The 17425-nt window shown below is 74.7% G+C and carries 16 protein-coding genes; 4 read left to right on the forward strand and 12 right to left on the reverse strand.

Going from position 1 to position 17425, the window contains the following annotated elements:
- Nucleotides 1-1258, reverse strand: a 1258-nt coding sequence (locus AA75_RS11015) for a DUF4190 domain-containing protein (RefSeq protein WP_051812119.1), incomplete at its 3' end; no start/stop codon positions are given.
- Nucleotides 1259-1415: 157 nt separating this feature from the next.
- On the opposite strand from AA75_RS11015, the gene AA75_RS11020 reads away from it, so the two are divergent.
- Nucleotides 1416-1886 carry an OsmC family protein gene (locus AA75_RS11020; protein ID WP_033819715.1) on the forward strand — a complete coding sequence of 157 codons (471 nt, stop codon included), beginning with the start codon at nt 1416-1418 and terminating at the stop codon, nt 1884-1886.
- Between the two features lie 16 nt (nt 1887-1902).
- Here AA75_RS11020 and AA75_RS11025 read toward each other — a convergent pair whose 3' ends face one another.
- The 4 genes from AA75_RS11025 to AA75_RS11040 form a co-directional block, all read right to left on the reverse strand.
- Nucleotides 1903-2160 carry a hypothetical protein gene (locus AA75_RS11025; RefSeq protein WP_033819716.1) on the reverse strand — a complete coding sequence of 86 codons (258 nt, stop codon included), beginning with the start codon at nt 2158-2160 and terminating at the stop codon, nt 1903-1905.
- Between the two features lie 236 nt (nt 2161-2396).
- The gene (locus tag AA75_RS11030) at nt 2397-3422 is read right to left on the reverse strand and encodes a hypothetical protein (RefSeq protein WP_033819717.1); all 1026 of its coding nucleotides are present in this window, start codon (nt 3420-3422) and stop codon (nt 2397-2399) included.
- Nucleotides 3419-4765, reverse strand: a complete 1347-nt coding sequence (locus tag AA75_RS11035) for an MFS transporter (protein WP_233288986.1) — start codon at nt 4763-4765, stop codon at nt 3419-3421. The genes AA75_RS11030 and AA75_RS11035 overlap by 4 nt, the downstream gene beginning before the upstream one ends.
- 113 nt (nt 4766-4878) lie before the next feature.
- Nucleotides 4879-5769: an alkaline phosphatase family protein gene (locus tag AA75_RS11040; protein ID WP_033819718.1), complete on the reverse strand. Its 891-nt coding sequence runs from the start codon at nt 5767-5769 to the stop codon at nt 4879-4881.
- Between the two features lie 266 nt (nt 5770-6035).
- On the opposite strand from AA75_RS11040, the gene cobC reads away from it, so the two are divergent.
- Nucleotides 6036-7454 (forward strand): Rv2231c family pyridoxal phosphate-dependent protein CobC, encoded by a 1419-nt coding sequence (gene cobC / locus AA75_RS11045; RefSeq protein ID WP_082526410.1) that lies wholly within the window; start codon nt 6036-6038, stop codon nt 7452-7454.
- 30 nt (nt 7455-7484) lie between these two features.
- Here the strand turns inward: cobC and AA75_RS11050 are convergent, their stop codons facing one another.
- The 5 genes from AA75_RS11050 to AA75_RS53665 all read right to left on the reverse strand — a co-directional run bounded on the left by AA75_RS11050 (nt 7485) and on the right by AA75_RS53665 (nt 12363).
- Nucleotides 7485-8318: an MOSC domain-containing protein gene (locus tag AA75_RS11050; protein ID WP_233288987.1), complete on the reverse strand. Its 834-nt coding sequence runs from the start codon at nt 8316-8318 to the stop codon at nt 7485-7487.
- Nucleotides 8315-8902 (reverse strand): hypothetical protein, encoded by a 588-nt coding sequence (locus tag AA75_RS11055; RefSeq protein WP_051812120.1) that lies wholly within the window; start codon nt 8900-8902, stop codon nt 8315-8317. Before AA75_RS11055 ends, AA75_RS11050 begins: the two co-directional genes overlap by 4 nt.
- 68 nt (nt 8903-8970) lie before the next feature.
- The gene (locus AA75_RS11060; RefSeq protein WP_033819720.1) at nt 8971-10104 is read right to left on the reverse strand and encodes a M48 family metallopeptidase; all 1134 of its coding nucleotides are present in this window, start codon (nt 10102-10104) and stop codon (nt 8971-8973) included.
- 148 nt (nt 10105-10252) lie between these two features.
- On the reverse strand, nt 10253-11275 hold the full coding sequence (gene glnII / locus AA75_RS11065; RefSeq protein WP_033819721.1) for a glutamine synthetase: 1023 nt from the start codon (nt 11273-11275) through the stop codon (nt 10253-10255).
- 170 nt (nt 11276-11445) lie between these two features.
- Nucleotides 11446-12363: an SCO1860 family LAETG-anchored protein gene (locus AA75_RS53665; protein WP_033819722.1), complete on the reverse strand. Its 918-nt coding sequence runs from the start codon at nt 12361-12363 to the stop codon at nt 11446-11448.
- Between the two features lie 286 nt (nt 12364-12649).
- Here AA75_RS53665 and AA75_RS11075 point away from each other — a divergent pair, with 286 nt between their 5' ends.
- On the forward strand, nt 12650-14710 hold the full coding sequence (locus AA75_RS11075) for a transglycosylase domain-containing protein (RefSeq protein WP_051812121.1): 2061 nt from the start codon (nt 12650-12652) through the stop codon (nt 14708-14710).
- A 31-nt stretch (nt 14711-14741) separates the two neighbouring features.
- Here AA75_RS11075 and AA75_RS11080 read toward each other — a convergent pair whose 3' ends face one another.
- Complete coding sequence (locus AA75_RS11080) at nt 14742-15419, reverse strand: uracil-DNA glycosylase (RefSeq protein WP_033819723.1); 678 nt, start codon at nt 15417-15419, stop codon at nt 14742-14744.
- A 24-nt stretch (nt 15420-15443) separates the two neighbouring features.
- On the reverse strand, nt 15444-16535 hold the full coding sequence (locus AA75_RS11085; RefSeq protein WP_033819724.1) for an amidohydrolase family protein: 1092 nt from the start codon (nt 16533-16535) through the stop codon (nt 15444-15446).
- Nucleotides 16536-16627: 92 nt separating this feature from the next.
- Here AA75_RS11085 and AA75_RS11090 point away from each other — a divergent pair.
- Nucleotides 16628-17425 (forward strand): aminotransferase class V-fold PLP-dependent enzyme (locus tag AA75_RS11090; protein ID WP_033819725.1); only part of this gene is annotated, 798 nt, incomplete at its 3' end.

A 17425-nucleotide genomic window follows, 5' to 3' on the forward strand; every position in this document is an offset into this window, starting at 1 on the left:
CGCCGCCGAGGGCGGTGGTGGCCAGGTCGAGTGCGGTGCGGACCGCCATCGCCCGGCGTGAGACGCCGGACACGTCGGCGGCGTCCAGCTCGCGTTCGATGACGTCCGGGTCGGTGGAGTTCGCCGCGGCCCGCAGGTGGGTGCTCTCCTGCCGGATCCCGGCGACCAGGTCGGCCACCGGCTGCTTGGCGGCAGGACCCCAGTGGCCCGCCTCCAGCGCCGCCGCCTCGGCGTCGGCGGCGTCGGCCAGCCGGCCGGCCCAGGCCCGGTAGCCGGCCGGATCGTCGGCCACCTCCTCCTCGTCCGGGCCGCCGTCGGTGGCGGCGTTGAACGGGGCCACGGCCTTCAGGTAGGCGATCTGATCCGCGTTCAGGTTGGTCGCGTCGCGGCGCAGCGAACCGGTGCGGTTCCCCTTCGGGAAGGTGTAGACGCAGGTCACCGCGTGGTCGTCGGCCCAGTCCCAGGACGCCTTGCGCGGGTAGTAGTAGTACACGTCGGCGGAGGACGGCACGGCCAGGGTGTCCATCGTGTACCGGCCGCGCTGCTCGTCGCAGAGCTTCTCCGCCCGGTCCTCGACCTCGGTCTCGCCCGGGTAGCTGCCGTCGGGCAGTTCCACGACGCCGAACACCTCACCGTAGTGGGCGGTCGAGCACGGCACCGCGGTCACCTCGGTGGCCTGGTCGAGGCGGTCCGGCCGCAGGTAGCAGTCGCCCGGCCGCAGGTCGACCACCTGCACCGTGCCGGAGCCGTTGATCCGGCCGTCCGCGTCGCGGTCGGCGCCGTCGTTCCCGTAGAGCACCCCGACGACCACCAGCAGCGCGACCACCACGCCCCAGAGGCCGCCCAGCACGATGCCCGCCACGGCCATGCCCCGGCCGCGCTGCTGACGGCGCGGCGCCTTCAGCGCGGCGATGCCGAACGCGATCGCCCCCACCCACAGCAGACAGCCGAAGCCGACGATGCCGAGCACCAGCGAGGTGATGGCGAAACCGTTCCACCCGGTGAGCGGCGGCGGCCCGGTCCAGCCGCCCCACCCGGGGTAGCCGGGGTACTGCTGGGCGTACGGCCCCTGCGGGTGCGGTCCCTGCGGGTACGGTCCGTACGGGTGCGGCCCGTACGGGTCCGGCGGCTGGGGTTCGGCCGGGGCGTCCGTCGGCGGCGCGAACGCCTTGAGGAGCGGGTCGCCGGGCGCCTCGGTGGTGTCGGCCCCGCTCGGCTGGTTCTGGTCGGACGGAATGGCGCATTCCCCTTCAGGCACAGGACGGCCGCCGAACAGGCGTGTTCGACGGCTGCGCGAATATAGCGGACGGGTCGTCCACAGAACCACCGCATTGGGGCGGCGGTGCGGGCGGGTGCTTGAATGGCCGCACCGCGGGGCACCCGTCGTGCGCCCGCCCGATCGGACGGGGGCTCCGGTGAGCGGAGTGCACACCTACACCACCACGGTGACCTGGACCGGCGACCTCGGTACCGGGACCAGCGGCTACCGCGCCTACCAGCGGTCACACGAGATCTCCGCGGACGGCCCGCCGCCCATCCCCGGGAGCTCGGACCCGGCGTTCCGCGGCGACCCGGCCCGCTGGAACCCCGAACAGCTGCTGCTCGCCTCGCTCTCGCAGTGCCACATGCTCTGGTACCTGCACCTGTGCTCGGCCGACGGCGTGGTGGTCACCTCCTACCTGGACCGGGCCGAGGGCACGATGGCCGAGACCGCCGACGGCGGGCACTACACCGGCGCGGTGCTGCGGCCCCGGATCGAGGTGGCCGAGGCGGGGATGACGGAACGTGCGCTCGCCCTGCACGAGGACGCCCACCGGGCCTGCTTCATCGCCAACTCGGTCAACTTCCCGGTCCGGCACGAGCCGGTGGTCACGGTCCGGGCCTGACCGGGACGGTCGGGGGTCACCCGCAGGAGGCCTGGATCTCCTCCTCCAGGGCGCTCTGCTGGATCCGGTCGGTCTCCAGCCGGGAATCCAGCTCGGCGATCCGCTGCCGGAGCAGCGCGAGCTGGGCCGGGGTGGTCCCCGGTGAACCCTCCAGGACGACGAGTTCGTCCCGCAGTCCGTCCAACTGCCGCTCCTCGGCGGCGATCTCCCGCCTGCCCTCCTCGGCCAGCCGTTTCAGGGTGTCGCAGGCGCTCAGCACCTTGGTCCCGGTCATGGTGTCCGCCTCCACTGCACGCCGGATGGTGGCGGCCGTTCCGGCGCCCACCCCGCACCCCGGCATGGCACGGGAGCCGCAGCCCGCGGCCCGGTGACGGCCGTTCCCCGAGGATGGTTCGGCGCACGGCGCCGGGAGCGTCGGCACGGCTCCCCGCACGTGCACGGTTCCAGCCTTGCACCGGCCCCGGGCCGCGGCATCCCGGGCCGGGACGGCCCCGCCGCGGCCCGGCCGGCTCAGCCGAGGTACGCCGGGGCGACGGCCGAGGTCATCAGCCGGACGGCAGCGCCGGTGCCGTCGGCGGGCACCGTCCACAGGTCGGAACCGTAGTCGCCGGGGAGGGCGTAGAGCAGCGTCGAGGCGTCGGACCAGAGCGCCTGGTCGTCGATGTTGCGCTGCTCGGCGGTGGCGGTCTCGGTCATGGTCGCGAGGTCGAGCACGTACAGCCGCCAGGGGGCGTCCGGCGAGGCGCCCGCGACCCGCTTCTTGTAGGCGATGCGGGTGCCGTCGGGCGACAGTGAGGGGCACTCGACGTTCTGGTGCAGGGTGGTGAGGGTACGGGCGGCGAGGTCGCCCTGGACCAGGTAGGTCCGGCCGCCGGTGGCCAGGGTGGCGTAGAAGCGGTCGTCGTCGGCGAAGGTGACGCCCCAGATGTTGACGTCGCCGGCCTGGTAGGGCTTGCCGTCCTTGACGACGGCGAAGCTCTCCAGGTTGTCCTCCAGCGCCCAGCTGCGGGTGTCCACGATCGCGGTGCGGGTGGAGAAGTCGGTGCCCGCGTAGGAGTCGCCGCTGACGAAGACCGTCCAGGCGGCCAGGTGGCCGGAGGGCGAGACCCGGGCCCGGGTGGGGATGCCGGACGCCGGGAAGTGCCGCAGCTCGTGCAGGTCGGCGTCGAGGACCACGGCCCGGTAGGTGTCCTCCAGCGCGCCGTGCTCGGCCTGCAGGCAGATCCCGGTGCCGGCGGAGGCGTGGAAGCGCAGGCACTTCACGCCGGAGACGGTGCGCGGCCCGTCCGGCCGGTCCGCCGGCACCGTGGCGAGCTCGTCCCGGTGCGGACCCCAGGCGAGGTTGCGGACCAGCAGCTGCCGGCCGCCCGCCGCGGGCCGCAGCGCGACGGTGCCGGTGTGCACCGGCGGGCCACCCGCCTGCTCCTGGCCGCGCCGGTCGGCGCGGTCGGCGGCGTACAGCACGGCCCCGGTCCCGGTCGCGCCCAGCAGCAGGACGGCGACCAGCAGGATCACCAGACGGGTGGTACGGGTCATGCGGGCTGCTCCAGGTCGTCGGTCGGCCGCTCGTCGGTCGGGCGGTCGTCGGTCGGCCGCTCGTCGGTCGGGCGGCCGTGGGCGGTGCGGTCCTCGCCCGGCGGGTCGTCGGTGGTGCGCAGGACGGCCGTCGCGGCGACCGCGGCGACCGCCAGCGCGGCGGCGGTGACCGCCAGCGCGGTCCGCCCGCCCCACAGGCTCCAGGCGGCCCCGAACGCCAGCGAGCAGGCGAACCGGGCGAGCGCCTGCCCGGTGCCCACCAGGGCCTGCCCGGCGCCCTGCCGGCCGTCGGGCACCGCATTGGCGGTGGCGGCGGCGAGCACCCCGTCGGTGGCCGCATAGAAGGTGCCGTGCAGCAGCAGGACCACGGGCAGCAGCGGCGCCCCGCGCACGGGCGAGAGGATCAGCACGTAGCCGAGCAGCAGGACGCCGTGCCCGGCCAGGAACAGCCGGCGGCGGCCGATCCGGTCGGCCAGCGCCCCCAGCGGCACCGCCAGCAGCAGGAAGGTCGCGGCGGTCCCGAGCGGCAGCAGCGGGAACAGCGCGGTGGACAGGTGCAGTTCGCGCTGGAGCAGCAGGTACAGGAAGGAGTCGCTGACGGTGGTCAGGCCCAGCAGGACCGCGCACACGGTGAGCCGGCGCAGCTGCGGGCGGCGCAGCAGGGCGAGCGAGTCGCGCAGGCCGGGGGGCGGCTGCGCGCCCCGGTCGGAGCGCTGTGCCACGTCCTCGGCGCCGTCGTCGGCCGGACGGGCGATCCGTGGCGGGACGAAGAGCACCAGGACCAGCACGCCGAGCGCCGCGACGCAGCCGCTGACCGCGAACACCGCGCCGTAGCCGCTGCGTTCACCGCTCTCGGCGGACACCGGGCCGCCCGCGAACCGCAGCACCGCGAAGGCGGCGAGCGGGCCGATCAGGGCGCCGGTGGTGTCCATGGCGCGGTGCACGCCGAAGGCGCGGCCGCGGTGCTCGGGCCGGGTGGCCAGCGAGATCATCGCGTCCCTGGGGGAGGTCCGCAGGCCCTTGCCGGTGCGGTCGACGGCCAGCACCGCGCCGATCAGGGGCAGGCTGTGGGCGAGCAGCAGCAGCGGTTTGCAGAGCGCGGACAGCCCGTAGCCGGCGGCGGCCACCATCTTGTGGCGGCGTCCGCCGCGGTCGGCGAGGTGCCCGCCGGCGAGGCGGACGATCGCGCCGACACCGTTGTTGATGCCGTCCAGCAGGCCGAAGCCGAGCGGGGACAGGCCGAGCGTCGCCACCACGTACAGCGGCAGCACGGCGGTGACCATCTCGGAGGAGATGTCGGTGATGAGGCTGACCGCGCCGAGGGCGACCACCGTGCCGGGCACGGCGGGCGTCCGGCGGCCCGGCGGCGGGCCGGGCGGCCGGGGCCCACGCCCCGGGCTGCTGCCCGGGGCGTGGGCCGGCTTGGCGCTGCGCGAGTCCGCGAGGTACACGGGTGTCAGTTCCAGATGCCGGTGAGGTCGGAGGCGGAGGCGGCGTTGCCCGCGTGCGCGGACAGGCCCGCCAGGTCCTCCAGGGTGCGCAGCACGTTGTAGTGGTTGTAGGTGGTGCTGCTGGAGCTGCCCGGGGTGACGTGCTGGCCGTACAGGACGGTCGGGATGCGGTTGCCGGACAGCTTGTTGTCCTCGTCGAAGGTGACGACCAGGATGCTGTTGTGGGTCTGGGCCCAGGTGGCGTACGCGCCCAGGTTGTTCTTGATCCAGGTGTCGCCGGTGGAGACCGAGCAGTCGTGCATGTCGCTGCACAGGTTCGGCACCACGAAGGAGACCTTGGGCAGCGTGGTGTAGTCGGTCGGGAACTGCGTCATGGTCTTGGCGGTGTTGGTCGGCACGTTGGAGAAGCCGAACCACGGGTTGTGCTTCTGCGCGTACTTGCCGCTGCTGCAGACGGTCGAGCCCTGGCTCGGCAGGGTCTCGTTGTAGCTGGCCCAGGACTTGCCGGCGGCGATCAGCTCGGAGGCCAGGTTGGGCGCCGAGATCGAGCCGACGCCGACGCAGCCGTCGTCGGTGCGGCCCTGGTTGGAGCCCGAGAACAGCATGTAGTAGTTGGGCTCGCTGGGGTGGGTGAGGCCGTAGGACTGGGTGAGGCTGGCGCCTCCGGCCTTCAGGGTGTTGTTCAGGTAGGGGGCGCTGGAGCTGCCGATCACCTGGGTGTAGGCGTGGTTCTCCATCACCACGACGACCACGTGATCGGGGGCGGGCAGGGCCGCGGCCTGCGCGGTCGAACCGGTGGCGGCCCACAGGCCGGCGGAGGTGGCGGCGAGGGCGACGGCCCCGGCCAGCGCGGTGAGGGAGCGACGGTTGCGCTTGGGCGCCTGGTCGGCGGTCATGACTGTCCTCCGGACAGAAGTGACGGGCGTGCGAGCGGATTTGGAGCGCCGCAACCCTAGGGGGGAGCCGGTGGACTCGGCCGCGCCCCGGACATGAAGAACAGGCGAACGCTCACCGCCAATTTGTCGTGCACGGGCCAGATCCGGCCCGGCCGGGCACCCCGGGGCGCGGCGAAGCTCACAGCCCCGCCGATTGACCCGCCCGTCGCCCCCGTGGTGGGATTTCGACGCCGACGACCAGGTCGTTTTCGAGAAGGGCGGACCCGGTGAAGGGACCCTCACTGACCGTCGGCCTCGGCGCCCGCCGCGGCGTCAGCTGCGCGGAGGTCCTCGCCCTGGTCGACTCGGTGCTCGCCGAGGCCGGCCGCGCCCGGCACGAGATCGCCCGGCTCGCCACCCTGGACGCGCGCACCGCCGAGCCCGGCCTGCGCGCGGCCGCCGCCGAACTCGGTGTGCCGCTGACCGGCCACCCCGCCGAGGAGCTGGCCCGGGTGCCGGTCCCGCACCCGTCCACCGCGGCGCTGGCCGCCGTCGGCACCCCGGGCGTCGCGGAGGCGGCGGCACTGCTCGGCTCCGGCGGCACCCTGCTGGTCACCAAGCGCAGATCGGCCCTGGCCACGGTGGCCCTCGCCGCGCCCGGCGGGCCGGCCGAACCCGACCTGCGCCACCACGGGGACGCTGAGGTCCGCACCCCCGGGCTGGTCGACCTGGCCGTCAACGTCCGTACCGGCACACCGCCGCGGTGGCTGCGCGACCACCTCGCCGACACCCTCACCGCCCTCGCCGCCTACCCCGACCAGCGGGCCGCGCGGGCCGCCGTGGCCGCCCGGCACGGCCGGCCGGTCGAGGAGGTCCTGCTGACCGCCGGCGCCGCCGAGGCCTTCGTGCTGCTGGCCCGGGTACTGGCGCCGCGTCACGCCGTCGTGGTGCACCCGCAGTTCACCGAACCCGAGGCCGCCCTGCGGGACGCCGGGCACCCCGTGCACCGGGCGCTGCTCACCGCCGCGGACGGCTTCCGGCTACGGCCCGGCGCCGTACCCGAGCAGGCCGACCTGGTGGTGGTCGGCAACCCGACCAACCCGACCTCCGTGCTGCATCCGGCCGCCGCGCTGGGCGCGCTGGCCAGGCCCGGACGGACCCTGGTGGTCGACGAGGCCTTCATGGACACCGACCCGGGCGAGCGGGAGTCCCTGGCGGCGGTGCGCGGACTGCCCGGGCGGCTGGTGGTGCTGCGCAGCCTCACCAAGACCTGGGGCCTGGCGGGGCTGCGGATCGGCTACGTGCTCGGCCCGGCCGCGCTGATCGCCGAACTCGCCGCCGCCCAGCCGCTGTGGCCGGTCTCCTCGCCCGCGCTGGCCGCCGCCGAGATCTGCAGCGCACCCGCCGCGCTGGCCGAGGCGGACCGGGCCGCGGTCACCACCGCCGCCCACCGCGACCACCTGCTGCGCGGGTTGGCGTCGGTGCCGGGGGTACGGGTGCACGGCGCGCCGGCCGCCTCGTTCGTGCTGGTGGAGCTGGACGGCGCCGCCGCCGTCCGGGAGCGGCTGCGGGCCGACGGGTTCGCCGTCCGCCGCGGCGACACCTTCCCCGGGCTCGGGCCCGACTGGCTGCGGATCGCGGTCCGCGACCCGGACACCACCGACCGGTTCCTGGCCGCTCTGACCCGGGCGGTGACCGGGCGGTGACCGGGCGGGCCGCGGACGGGCAGGCCGGGGTCAGTCGAACCGGACCGCGTCCCCCCGGCTGACCGGCCCCGGCCGCAGCACCTCGGCGTACACCCCGGCGCACGGCAGCGGGCCGAGTCCGGCCAGCGGCTCGATCCGGTTGTGCCGGGCCGGTACCCGCAGCGCGTCGGGGTCGCGCGGCAGGACGCCGTGGGCCAGGGTCGGCACCGCGCAGCGCGGGGTGGCCAGCAGCACCCGGATCCGCAGCCGCGGGCCGATCCGCAGGCACCGGCCGACCCAGGAGTTCTCGGGGAAGCCCTCGGCCGGGCCGGTGTCGATCACCAGGTTGGGCCGGTAGCGGGCGGCCTCGACGGTGCCGCGCGGGGCGAGCCGGGCGATCTCCTCCAGCGTCGCGGTGGTCAGCAGGTGCAGCGGGGCGTGGTCGAAGAAGGTGCCGGGCGGTGCGGCGGAGCCGAACGCGTGGACGGTGTGGTCCACCTCGGCGTCGGCGCCGAGCCGCAGCACCTCATCGGGCACGGCCCGCTCCAGTACGGCGCCGGGCGGACGGCTGCCGATCAGCGTCACCGGGCGGCCGAGCCGCTCGGACAGCGCGCGGCCGGCCTTCGGGTCGTCCCCGTCCAGCACCTCCCCGTCGGGGCCGTGGATCCTTACCCCCGCACCGGTGTGGACGGCGGAGTGGGCCAGCAGCCGCTGCCAGCGCCGCGGCTGCTTGGCGCTGGCGATCCGGCCGGTGGCGGTGTCCAGCAGGGCGAGCGTCCGGTCCCCGTGCAGCCCGCGATCGGTGACCAGGGCCTCGGGGATCTCCTCGCCCAGCATCGACTTGACCGGGTACCGGTGCAGGGAGCGGACGGTGCCCGGGTTCACCCGGCCGCTCCGGGGGCGTCGGCCCCGGTGAGGGTGCCCGCCCAGTCGGCGAGCAGCGCGAAGTCGGCCGGCTGCAGGCCGGTCCGGTGGTCGACGAGCAGGGTCAGCGCCGGGGCGGGGTGGTGGGCGGCGATCCACGCGGTGTCCCGCGGGGTCAGCTCGTCGTCCACCCAGGCGAACGGCCGGCCGGCGGCCCAGGCGACCAGGTGGCGGGTCTTCCAGTGCAGGTCGTCCGGGTCGCCGTGGTGCATGGACGGCCAGTCGATGTACGGGAGTTCGGGCAGGCCGAGGAGCGGCGCGAGGTGCTCGCCGGCCTCGCCCTTCCAGGTGGTCGCCCAGACCAGGTCGTACGGCAGCGCCAGCAGCGCCGGGCCGTGCCCCGGGTGCAGCCACACCCGCAGCGGCTTGGCGTACCCGGGTGAACGGTCGGTCTGCCGGGCGATCCAGGAGGCCGGCCTGACGCGGTGGGTGAGGTAGCCCGCCGGGCGGCGGTGCGGCTTCGCCGTGTACGGGTTGAGCGGCCCGTCGACGTCGAGCATCAGCAGCGGTCGCGGGCCCGCTCCCGGCTGCGGTGCGTTTGGCATGCGGTACCGACCCCCCTGGTGGCTGTGCCCGGATTCTCCGGCACACCCGGCGGCCGCGCCAACGGGTTTCAGGCCCGCGCGCGCTGCCAGGTCCGGGCCGCGGCGATCCGCCGGACCGCGGCGGGGTGGGTGGCGAAGAGCAGTTCCAGCAGCCGGGGCGGGTCGACGTCGGAGCTGTTGGTGACCGCCAGCCGGCGCTGCATCGCGATGAACTGCTCCGGGTCCGCCGTCAGTTCGAGCGCGTGCAGGTCGGCCCTGGCCTCGATGCGGCGGCTCACCGCGCACTGCGCCGGCCCGCTCAGGGCGCCGGTCAGCGCCGCGACGGCGGCCATCAGCGGCAGCGACCGCGGATCGGCCGGGCCGCTCGCCCCGGCCGCGTCGAGCAGCGGCCCCCACCCGGTCAGCAGGCCGATCACCACCACCGCCAGCGCCGCGCCGAGCGCGCCGAGCACGGTGCCGGTCAGCACGTCGCGGTGCTTGACGTGGCCGAGTTCATGGGCGACCACCAGCTCCACCTCCCGCGGTTCGGCGGCCGTCAGCAGCGTGTCGTACGCGACGATCCGCCGGGTGGCGCCGAACCCGGAGACGTAGGCGTTGAGCGCGGTGGTGCGGCGGGAGGCGTCGGCCACCAGCACCTCGCGGACCCGGACGCCGTCCTGCCCGGCGAGGCCCAGCAGGGCGTCGCGCAGCGGGCCGGGCGGCATCGGGGTGAACCGGTTGAACAGCGGCTCGAACACCAGCGGGTGCAGGAACGACAGCGCCACCGTGAGCAGCGCCGCCGCCCCGGCGGCCGGCACCCACCAGCGGTCCGGCGACCGGTCGGTCAGCGCGTACAGCCCGTAGGCGAGCGGAAGTCCGAGCAGCAGGGTCAGGCCCAGGCCGCGCAGCCGGTCCACCACCCAGCCGCCCCAGCCCTGGGTGACCAGTCCGAAGCGGGCGCGCACCACCCGGACCCGGGCGGCGGCGGGCAGACCGATCAACTGCCCGAACAGCACCAGCGCGGCGGCGCCGGCCAGCACCTCGGCGGTCCGCGAGCCGCCGAACAGGCCGCCCGCCGCGGTCACCAGCCCGGCCCCGGCGGCGGTCAGCCCGAGCACCAGGGAGAGCAGCAGCCCGGCCAGCCGCCCGCCGAGCAGCCACGGCACCTGGGCCCGCCGCAGGGCGCGGCCCCTGGCCACCTGTTCGGGCGTGAAGTCGTCCATGGGGCCACCCTAGAGAAGGTCCGGGTCGGCCGGCCCGGCGCGCGGGCGCACCGGCTGACGGCGGGGCACACGGCCGCGCGCCCGCCGGTCCCCTTCCCACGGGTGTGGGAGGGGACCGGCGGGCGCGTCGGGCGCTGGGGGCCTCGGATCAGACCTGGCCGGCCTTCTCCAGGGCGGAGCAGCAGGTGTTGACCAGCAGGCGGGTCACCACGTACGGGTCGACGTTGGCGTTCGGGCGGCGGTCCTCGATGTAGCCCTTCTGCTCGACCTCGACCTGCCACGGGATGCGGACCGAGGCGCCGCGGTCGGAGACGCCGTAGGAGTAGACGTTCCACGGGGCGGTCTCGTGCAGACCGGTCAGGCGGGACTCGATGCCGAAGCCGTACTGCTTGACGTGCTCCAGGACCTTCTCCTGCGAGGTGCCGAGCGACTCGCAGGCGGTGATGATGGCGTCGTAGCCCTCACGCATGGCCTTGGTGGAGAAGTTGGTGTGGGCGCCGGCGCCGTTCCAGTCGCCGCGCACGGGCTTGGCGTCCAGGGTGGCGTCGATGCCGAACTCCTCGGCGGTGCGGTAGAGCAGGTAGCGGGCGACCCACAGGTGGTCGGAGACGGTCAGCGCGTCGACCGGGCCGATCTGGAACTCCCACTGGCCGGGCATGACCTCGGCGTTGATGCCGCAGATGGCCAGGCCGGCCTCGATGCAGCGGTCGAGGTGCAGCTCGACGATCTCGCGGCCGAAGACCTCCTCGGCGCCGACGCCGCAGTAGTAGCCGCCCTGCGGGGCCGGGAAGCCGCCCTCGGGGAAGCCGAGCGGGCGCGAGCCCTTGAAGAAGGTGTACTCCTGCTCGATGCCGAAGATCGACTCCTGGGCGGCGAACTGCTCGGCGATCGGGCGCAGCAGGGCGCGGGTGTTGGAGACGTGCGGGGTGCCGTCGGTCTCGTTGACCTCGCACAGCACCAGGATGTTGTCACCGCCGCGGATCGGGTCCGGGAAGGAGGCGACCGGCTCGAGTACGCGGTCCGAGGCGTGGCCCTCGGCCTGGTTGGTCGACGAGCCGTCGAAGCCCCAGGTCGGCAGCTTGTCCGCGTTGGCCAGGATCCGAGTCTTGGAACGGAGCTTGGCGGTCGGCTGCGTGCCGTCGATCCAGATGTACTCGGCCTTGATTGCCATTGCGGTGAACCTCACTGCTTGGGTGGTGGGTGCCCGCGTAGCGTCGCAAGCCGCCGTTTCCCGGTTGTTCCTCCTATGTAACGCCCATGTGAACCAACGGACCGCAGCGGCACGCTCACGGTAGGAGAGTGCCAGTCCCGCGATGCGGACGCGGCCGTGGACGGCGGGGCTCAGTGGCGGCGGGCGTGGGCCCGGCGGCGGCGGGTCATCCAGAGTGCGGCCGTGCCCGTCACCAGCAGCGTCGCCCCGCCCGCGAGCACCGGGAGGGTGCCGCTGCTGCCGGTGGAGGCGAGCGACTCGGAGCGGTCCGGGGCCGGGACCGGCCGGGCCGCGGTGGTGGCGGGTGAGGCGGACGGGACGGGTGCGGCGGACGAGGCGGGCGCCGGGACCGGCTTCTCGCAGCTGACCGAGGCGATGGTGATCCGGCCGCTCACCCGGGCGACGTTCAGGTTCAGCGGGTTGACGTCGACGGTGGCCTCCAGCGCCGAGGCCGCGGCGGTCGAGGAGGTGGTGGTCTTCCGGGAGAACTGGATGTCGACCACCCCGACGCCCGGCACCTCGACGTGGCTCGGCCCGTTCAGTCCCGCCGTGACCGACTTGCCGAGCACCGTGACCTTGGCCGGGGCGACCACCTTGGCGGTGGGCGGGCCGTCGACGGGACAGGTCACCTCCGCACTGAGCGCCTCCAGGCCGAGCAGCGCGGTGCCGGGCAGGCCGGGGGCGTGCAGGTCGGCGTCGACCAGCCGGACGGAGGCGGCGGCGCCGTGCTCGTCCGCACTGGTGGCGGACCTGCCGAGGTCCGCCTTGAGCAGGGTGACCGGGCGGCCCTGGTCGACGCCGTCGACCTTGGCGGTGAGTACCGAGCCGTTCTGCTGCGCGGGGCTCTGCACCCGGTTCAGCGAGACGTCGACCGGTACGTCGACCTGGTCGAGCAGGCGGACGTCCAGGGCGAGTTCGGCGGTCACGGCGGTGGCCCGGCCGGGGCTGCCGGCGCCCGGCGCCGCGGATGCCGCCGGCAGCGGCAGGGCGAGGGTCAGGGCGGACGCGGCGAGGCCGGCGGCGGCGGCCGTGCGCAGGACTGAGGACATGGCGGTACCCCCACGGGTGGCGGATGTGGCAGAGCGCGCTCCTGGCTCACCCCGTGGGGGCTGACACCGCAGCGGCCAGGGGGGAGGGGCTTGTGCTCTCGACTGCCGCCAGTCTCATCGAACGATCAGTCACATGAGTAACACAGAAAGCCATTTCACCCGTTCGAGTGAGACTGCCCGTCAAGAGCCACCGGAACGGCCGACTCCCCATTCTGTGGCGGTCCTGTGACGAACCAGCGGCCCCGACCGGCCCGTCGTCTCATCTCCTCTGTCTACGCTCGGATCCATGCCCTCGCCACGATCCCGCTCCTCGATACGCCGCACCGCCTACGCCGCCTCCCTCGTCGCCCGGCTGGTCGCCGTCAGCACCGTCGCGGGCGTCCTGCTCGCCGGCCTGGCGCTGCCCGCCGTCGGCAGCGTCGGACTGGCCGCGAAGGAGGCCGTCTCCGACTTCGACGACCTGCCGGACGACTTCACCACGCCCCCGCTCTCCCAGGCGTCCACGGTCTACGACGCGAGCGGCCAGGTGATCGCGACGGTCTACCAGCGGGACCGCACCGTGGTGCCGAGCGAGCGGATCTCCCCGCTCCTGAAGGCCGCGCTGGTGGACATCGAGGACAACCGCTTCTACCAGCACGGCGCGGTCGACCTGAAGGGCGTGCTGCGGGCGGTCAACCGCAACGCCGCCAGCGGCGAGATCTCCCAGGGCGCCTCCACCCTGACCCAGCAGTACGTCAAGAACGTCTTCGTCGACCAGGCCGGCGACGACCCGCAGGCCGTCCAGGCCGCCCAGGCGCAGACCCTCGGCCGCAAGGTCAAGGAGATGAAGTACGCGATCAAGCTGGAGGAGACCCTCAGCAAGGACGAGATCCTCACCGACTACCTGAACATCACCTTCTTCGGTGAGCAGGCGTACGGCATCGAGGCGGCCTCCCAGCGCTACTTCAGCGTCCACGCGAGCGACCTCACCCTCGCCCAGGCCGCCCTGCTGGCCGGTCTGGTGCAGTCCCCCACCGGCTACGACCCGGTGGTCAACCCCAAGGCGGCCAAGGCCCGCCGCGACACGGTGCTCGACAAGATGGCGGAGTACGGCAGCATCACCCGCGCCCAGGCCGACGCCGCCATCGCCGAACCGGTCACCCTCGCCGTCAGCCGGCCCCGGCAGGGCTGCATCACGGCCGCCCAGGGCGAGGGCTTCTTCTGCGACTACGTCCACAAGCTGCTCACCACCGACCCGGCCTTCGGCGCCACCGCCGCCGAACGCCAGGCCCGGTGGGCCCGCGGCGGCCTGCAGATCCACACCACCCTCGACCCCAAGGCCCAGCAGGCGGTCCAGGCCTCCGTCACCGCCCACGCCTACCCCTCCGACCAGGCCGCCGCGGCGATGACCGTGGTGCAGCCCGGCACCGGCCGGATCCTGGCGATGGGCCAGAGCCGCCCGTACGGGCTGGGCACCGACCAGACCCAGATCAACCTGAACGTCGGCAAGCCGATGGGCGGCGGGCTCGGCTTCCCCACCGGCTCGACCTTCAAGCCGATCGTGGCCGCCGCCGCGCTGGAGAGCGGGCGCACCCCCGCGCAGTCGTACCCCGCGCCGGCGAGCATGCCGTGGCCGGCCATGAAGAACTGCGAGGGCGGGCGCTACCCGCAGAGCGGCGAGGTGCACAACGACGAGAGCGACCAGGTCGGACCGTTCACCATGGGCCCGGCGATGGCGAAGTCGGTGAACACCTACTTCGCCGCGCTGGAGGGCGAGATCGGCCTGTGCACCGTCGTGCAGACCGCCAACCGGCTGGGCATCTCCCAGCAGGCCGGCGGCCAGAAGCTGGACGCCGTGCCGTCCATGGCGCTCGGCAGCAACAGCCTCAGCCCGCTGGACATGGCCGGCGCCTACGCGGCCTTCGCCGCCCACGGCACCTACTGCCGGCCGGTCGCGATCGACTCGGTGACCACGGCGGACGGCAAGGCGCTGGCCGTGCCGAAGGCCAACTGCTCGGAGGCGATGTCGGCCACCACCGCGGACACCCTCACCACCCTGCTGCGGGGTGTCGTCCAGGACGGCACCGGCACCGCGGCCGGCCTCGACGACCGCGACAGCGCCGGCAAGACCGGCACCACCAACGGCTCCAAGCAGGTCTGGTTCGTCGGCTACACGGCCGAGCTGGCCGCGGCCACCGTCGTCGCCGACACCGACCGGCCGGCCTCGCTGAACAACCGCCGGATCGGAGGGAAGAACGTCGGCTCCGCCTCGGGCGGCACCGTCGCCGGTCCGGTCTGGCGCGACGCGGTGGAGGGCGCCCTGAAGGGAACGCCCGCCAAGCCGCTCACCCGGATCCCCCTCCCCTAGCGTCCGGGAGGGGTGCGGTCTCGGGCACGGCCTACGGCAGGCGCCAGTCCACCGGCTGCGCGCCCTGCCGGACCAGCAGGTCGTTGGCCCGGCTGAACGGCCGGGAGCCGAAGAAGCCGCGGTCGGCCGACATCGGGCTCGGGTGCGCGGACTCCACCGACGGCACCTGCCCGAGCAGCGGCCGCAGGTTGCGGGCGTCGCGGCCCCAGAGGATCGCCACCAGCGGGCCGCCGCGCGCCACCAGCGCCCGGATCGCCTGCTCGGTGACCTCCTCCCAGCCCTTGCCCCGGTGCGCGGCCGGCTTGCCGGGCGCGGTGGTCAGCGCCCGGTTGAGCAGCAGCACGCCCTGCTCGGTCCACGGCGTCAGATCGCCGTTGGACGGCGGCGGGAAGCCCAGGTCGTGCCCGTACTCCTGGAAGATGTTGACCAGGCTGCCCGGGATCGGCCGCACCTCGGGCGCCACCGAGAAGCTCAGCCCCACCGCGTGCCCCGGGGTCGGGTAAGGGTCCTGACCGACGATCAGCACCCGGACCCGGTCGAACGGCTGCTGGAAGGCGCGCAGCACGTTCGGCCCGGCGGGCAGGTAGGTCCGGCGGGCGGCCAGCTCGGCGCGCAGGAAGTCGCCCATGGCGGCCACCCGCCCGGAGACGGGCTCCAGGGCCTTGGCCCAGCCGGGTTCGACGATCTCGTGGAGGGGACGCGGTGCCATGCCCGCCACCCTATCGGCCCAACGTCAGCGGACGATCCGCCCGCGGAGCACCACCAGCCGGGGATCGGCCAGCACCCGGATGTCCGCGCGCGGGTCCTGGTCGTAGACCACCAGGTCGGCCGGGGCACCCTCGGTCAGGCCGTCCCGGCCCAGCCACTCCCGGGCCCGCCAACTGGCCGCCGCCAGCGCCTCGTTGGCCGACAGTCCGGCCTTGACCAGCTCGGCGGTCTCCTCGGCGACCAGGCCGTGCGCCAGCGAGCCGCCCGCATCGGTGCCCACGAAGATCGGGATGCCGGCGTCCCGGGCCGCGCCGACCGTCTCGTAGCGGCGCTCGTGCAGCCGCCGCATGTGCGCCGACCAGGCCGGGAACTTGCTCTCACCGCCCGCCGCCAGGCCCGGGAAGGTGGCGATGTTGACCAGCGTCGGCACGATCGCCACCTGCCGCTCGGCGAACTGCGGGATCAACTCCTCGGTCAGCCCGGTGGCGTGCTCGATGCAGTCGATCCCGGCGGCCAGCAGGTCCGGCAGCGACTCGGCGGCGAAGCAGTGCGCGGTGACCCGGGCGCCCTCCTCGTGCGCGGCGGCGATCGCCTCCTTCAGCGCGTCGCCCGGCCAGCAGGCCGCCAGGTCGCCGCGGTCCCGGTCGATCCAGTCGCCGACCAGCTTCACCCAGCCGTCGCCGCGCCGGGCCTCGGCCCGGACGTACGCGGCGAGGTCGCCCGGCTCGATCTCGTGGGCGTAGTTGCGGATGTAGCGGCGGGTACGGGCGATGTGCCGGCCGGCCCGGATGATCCTGGGCAGGTCCTCGCGGTCGTCGATCCACCCGGTGTCGGCGGCCGAACCGGCATCCCGGATCAGCAGGGTGCCGGCGTCCCGGTCGGTCAGCGCCTGCTTCTCGCTGGTCGCCGCGTCCACCGCGCCGTGCGCGTCCAGGCCGACGTGGCAGTGCGCGTCCACCAGGCCCGGCAGCACCCAGCCGGTGACCGTCCGGACGTCCGCCGCGGACACCGGCCGGTCGAAGGTCACCCGGCCGTCGACCACCCACAGCTCGTCCCGGACCTCCTCTGGCCCGACCAGCACCCGGCCCCTGATGTGCAGCACCGCACCGTCGCTCATGCGCCGCACTCTACCGAGCCCGCTCCGCCCGGCGGCAGGGTGCGGTGCGGCAGACTGGCCCGGTGTCCGTCCGTACCCGAAAGGCCGTCGCCATGAGCCCGTTCCTGGACCTCCCGCCACTGAGCGCAGCACGGTTCGCCGCGATCGAGGACCGGGTGGCCGCGCTGCTGCACACCTCCGCGGACGTGATCATCACCCAGGGCGAGGCCCTGCTGCCGCTGGAGGCCGCGATCCGCGGCGCCGCCCACCCCGGCTCCACCGCGCTGAACATCGTCACCGGCCCCTACGGGCAGACCTTCGGCGGCTGGCTGCGCGACTGCGGAGCCGAGGTGGCCGACCTGGCGGTCCCGTACGACACCGCGGTCTCGGCCGGGCAGGTCGCCGAGGCACTGCGGGACCGCCCGGAGACCGACTTCGTCTCGCTGGTGCACGCCGAGGCCGCGACCGGCAACACCAACCCGGTCGCGGAGATCGCCGCCGTGGTCCGCGCGCACGGCGCCCTGCTGATGCTGGACGCGGTCGCCTCGGTGGCGGCCGAGCCGGTGCTCACCGACGAGTGGGGCGTCGACCTGTGCGTGATCGGCGGGCAGAAGGCGATGGGCGGTCCGGCCGGCGTCTCGGCGGTCGCGGTCGGCCCGCGCGCCTGGCAGCGGATCACCGCCAACCCGGCCGCGCCGCGCCGCTCGTACCTCTCGCTGCTGGACTGGAAGGAGCGCTGGACGGACGCCGGGCGCACCGCCCTGCCGCACGCCCCGGCCCAGTTGGAGATGCTCGCGCTCGAGGCCTGCCTGGACCGGATCGACGCCGAGGGCCTGCCCGCCACCCTCGCCCGGCACCGCGCCGCGGCCGCCGCCACCCGGGCCGGCGCCCGCGCCCTCGCCCCGCTCTCC

It is taken from the genome of Kitasatospora sp. MBT63 (assembly GCF_000710465.2).
In the GTDB taxonomy this organism is placed as follows: domain Bacteria; phylum Actinomycetota; class Actinomycetes; order Streptomycetales; family Streptomycetaceae; genus Kitasatospora.

Bases quoted from the DNA above. Each gene is read 5' to 3' on its own strand.
- AA75_RS11025 (WP_033819716.1), bottom strand. From the start codon at position 2,160: ATGACCGGGACCAAGGTGCTGAGCGCCTGCGACACCCTGAAACGGCTG.
- AA75_RS11030 (WP_033819717.1), bottom strand. From the start codon at position 3,422: ATGACCCGTACCACCCGTCTGGTGATCCTGCTGGTCGCCGTCCTGCTG.
- AA75_RS11040 (WP_033819718.1), bottom strand. From the start codon at position 5,769: ATGACCGCCGACCAGGCGCCCAAGCGCAACCGTCGCTCCCTCACCGCG.
- AA75_RS11055 (WP_051812120.1), bottom strand. From the start codon at position 8,902: ATGCCAAACGCACCGCAGCCGGGAGCGGGCCCGCGACCGCTGCTGATG.
- AA75_RS11060 (WP_033819720.1), bottom strand. From the start codon at position 10,104: ATGGACGACTTCACGCCCGAACAGGTGGCCAGGGGCCGCGCCCTGCGG.
- glnII (WP_033819721.1), bottom strand. From the start codon at position 11,275: ATGGCAATCAAGGCCGAGTACATCTGGATCGACGGCACGCAGCCGACC.
- AA75_RS53665 (WP_033819722.1), bottom strand. From the start codon at position 12,363: ATGTCCTCAGTCCTGCGCACGGCCGCCGCCGCCGGCCTCGCCGCGTCC.
- AA75_RS11075 (WP_051812121.1), top strand. From the start codon at position 12,650: ATGCCCTCGCCACGATCCCGCTCCTCGATACGCCGCACCGCCTACGCC.
- AA75_RS11080 (WP_033819723.1), bottom strand. From the start codon at position 15,419: ATGGCACCGCGTCCCCTCCACGAGATCGTCGAACCCGGCTGGGCCAAG.
- AA75_RS11085 (WP_033819724.1), bottom strand. From the start codon at position 16,535: ATGAGCGACGGTGCGGTGCTGCACATCAGGGGCCGGGTGCTGGTCGGG.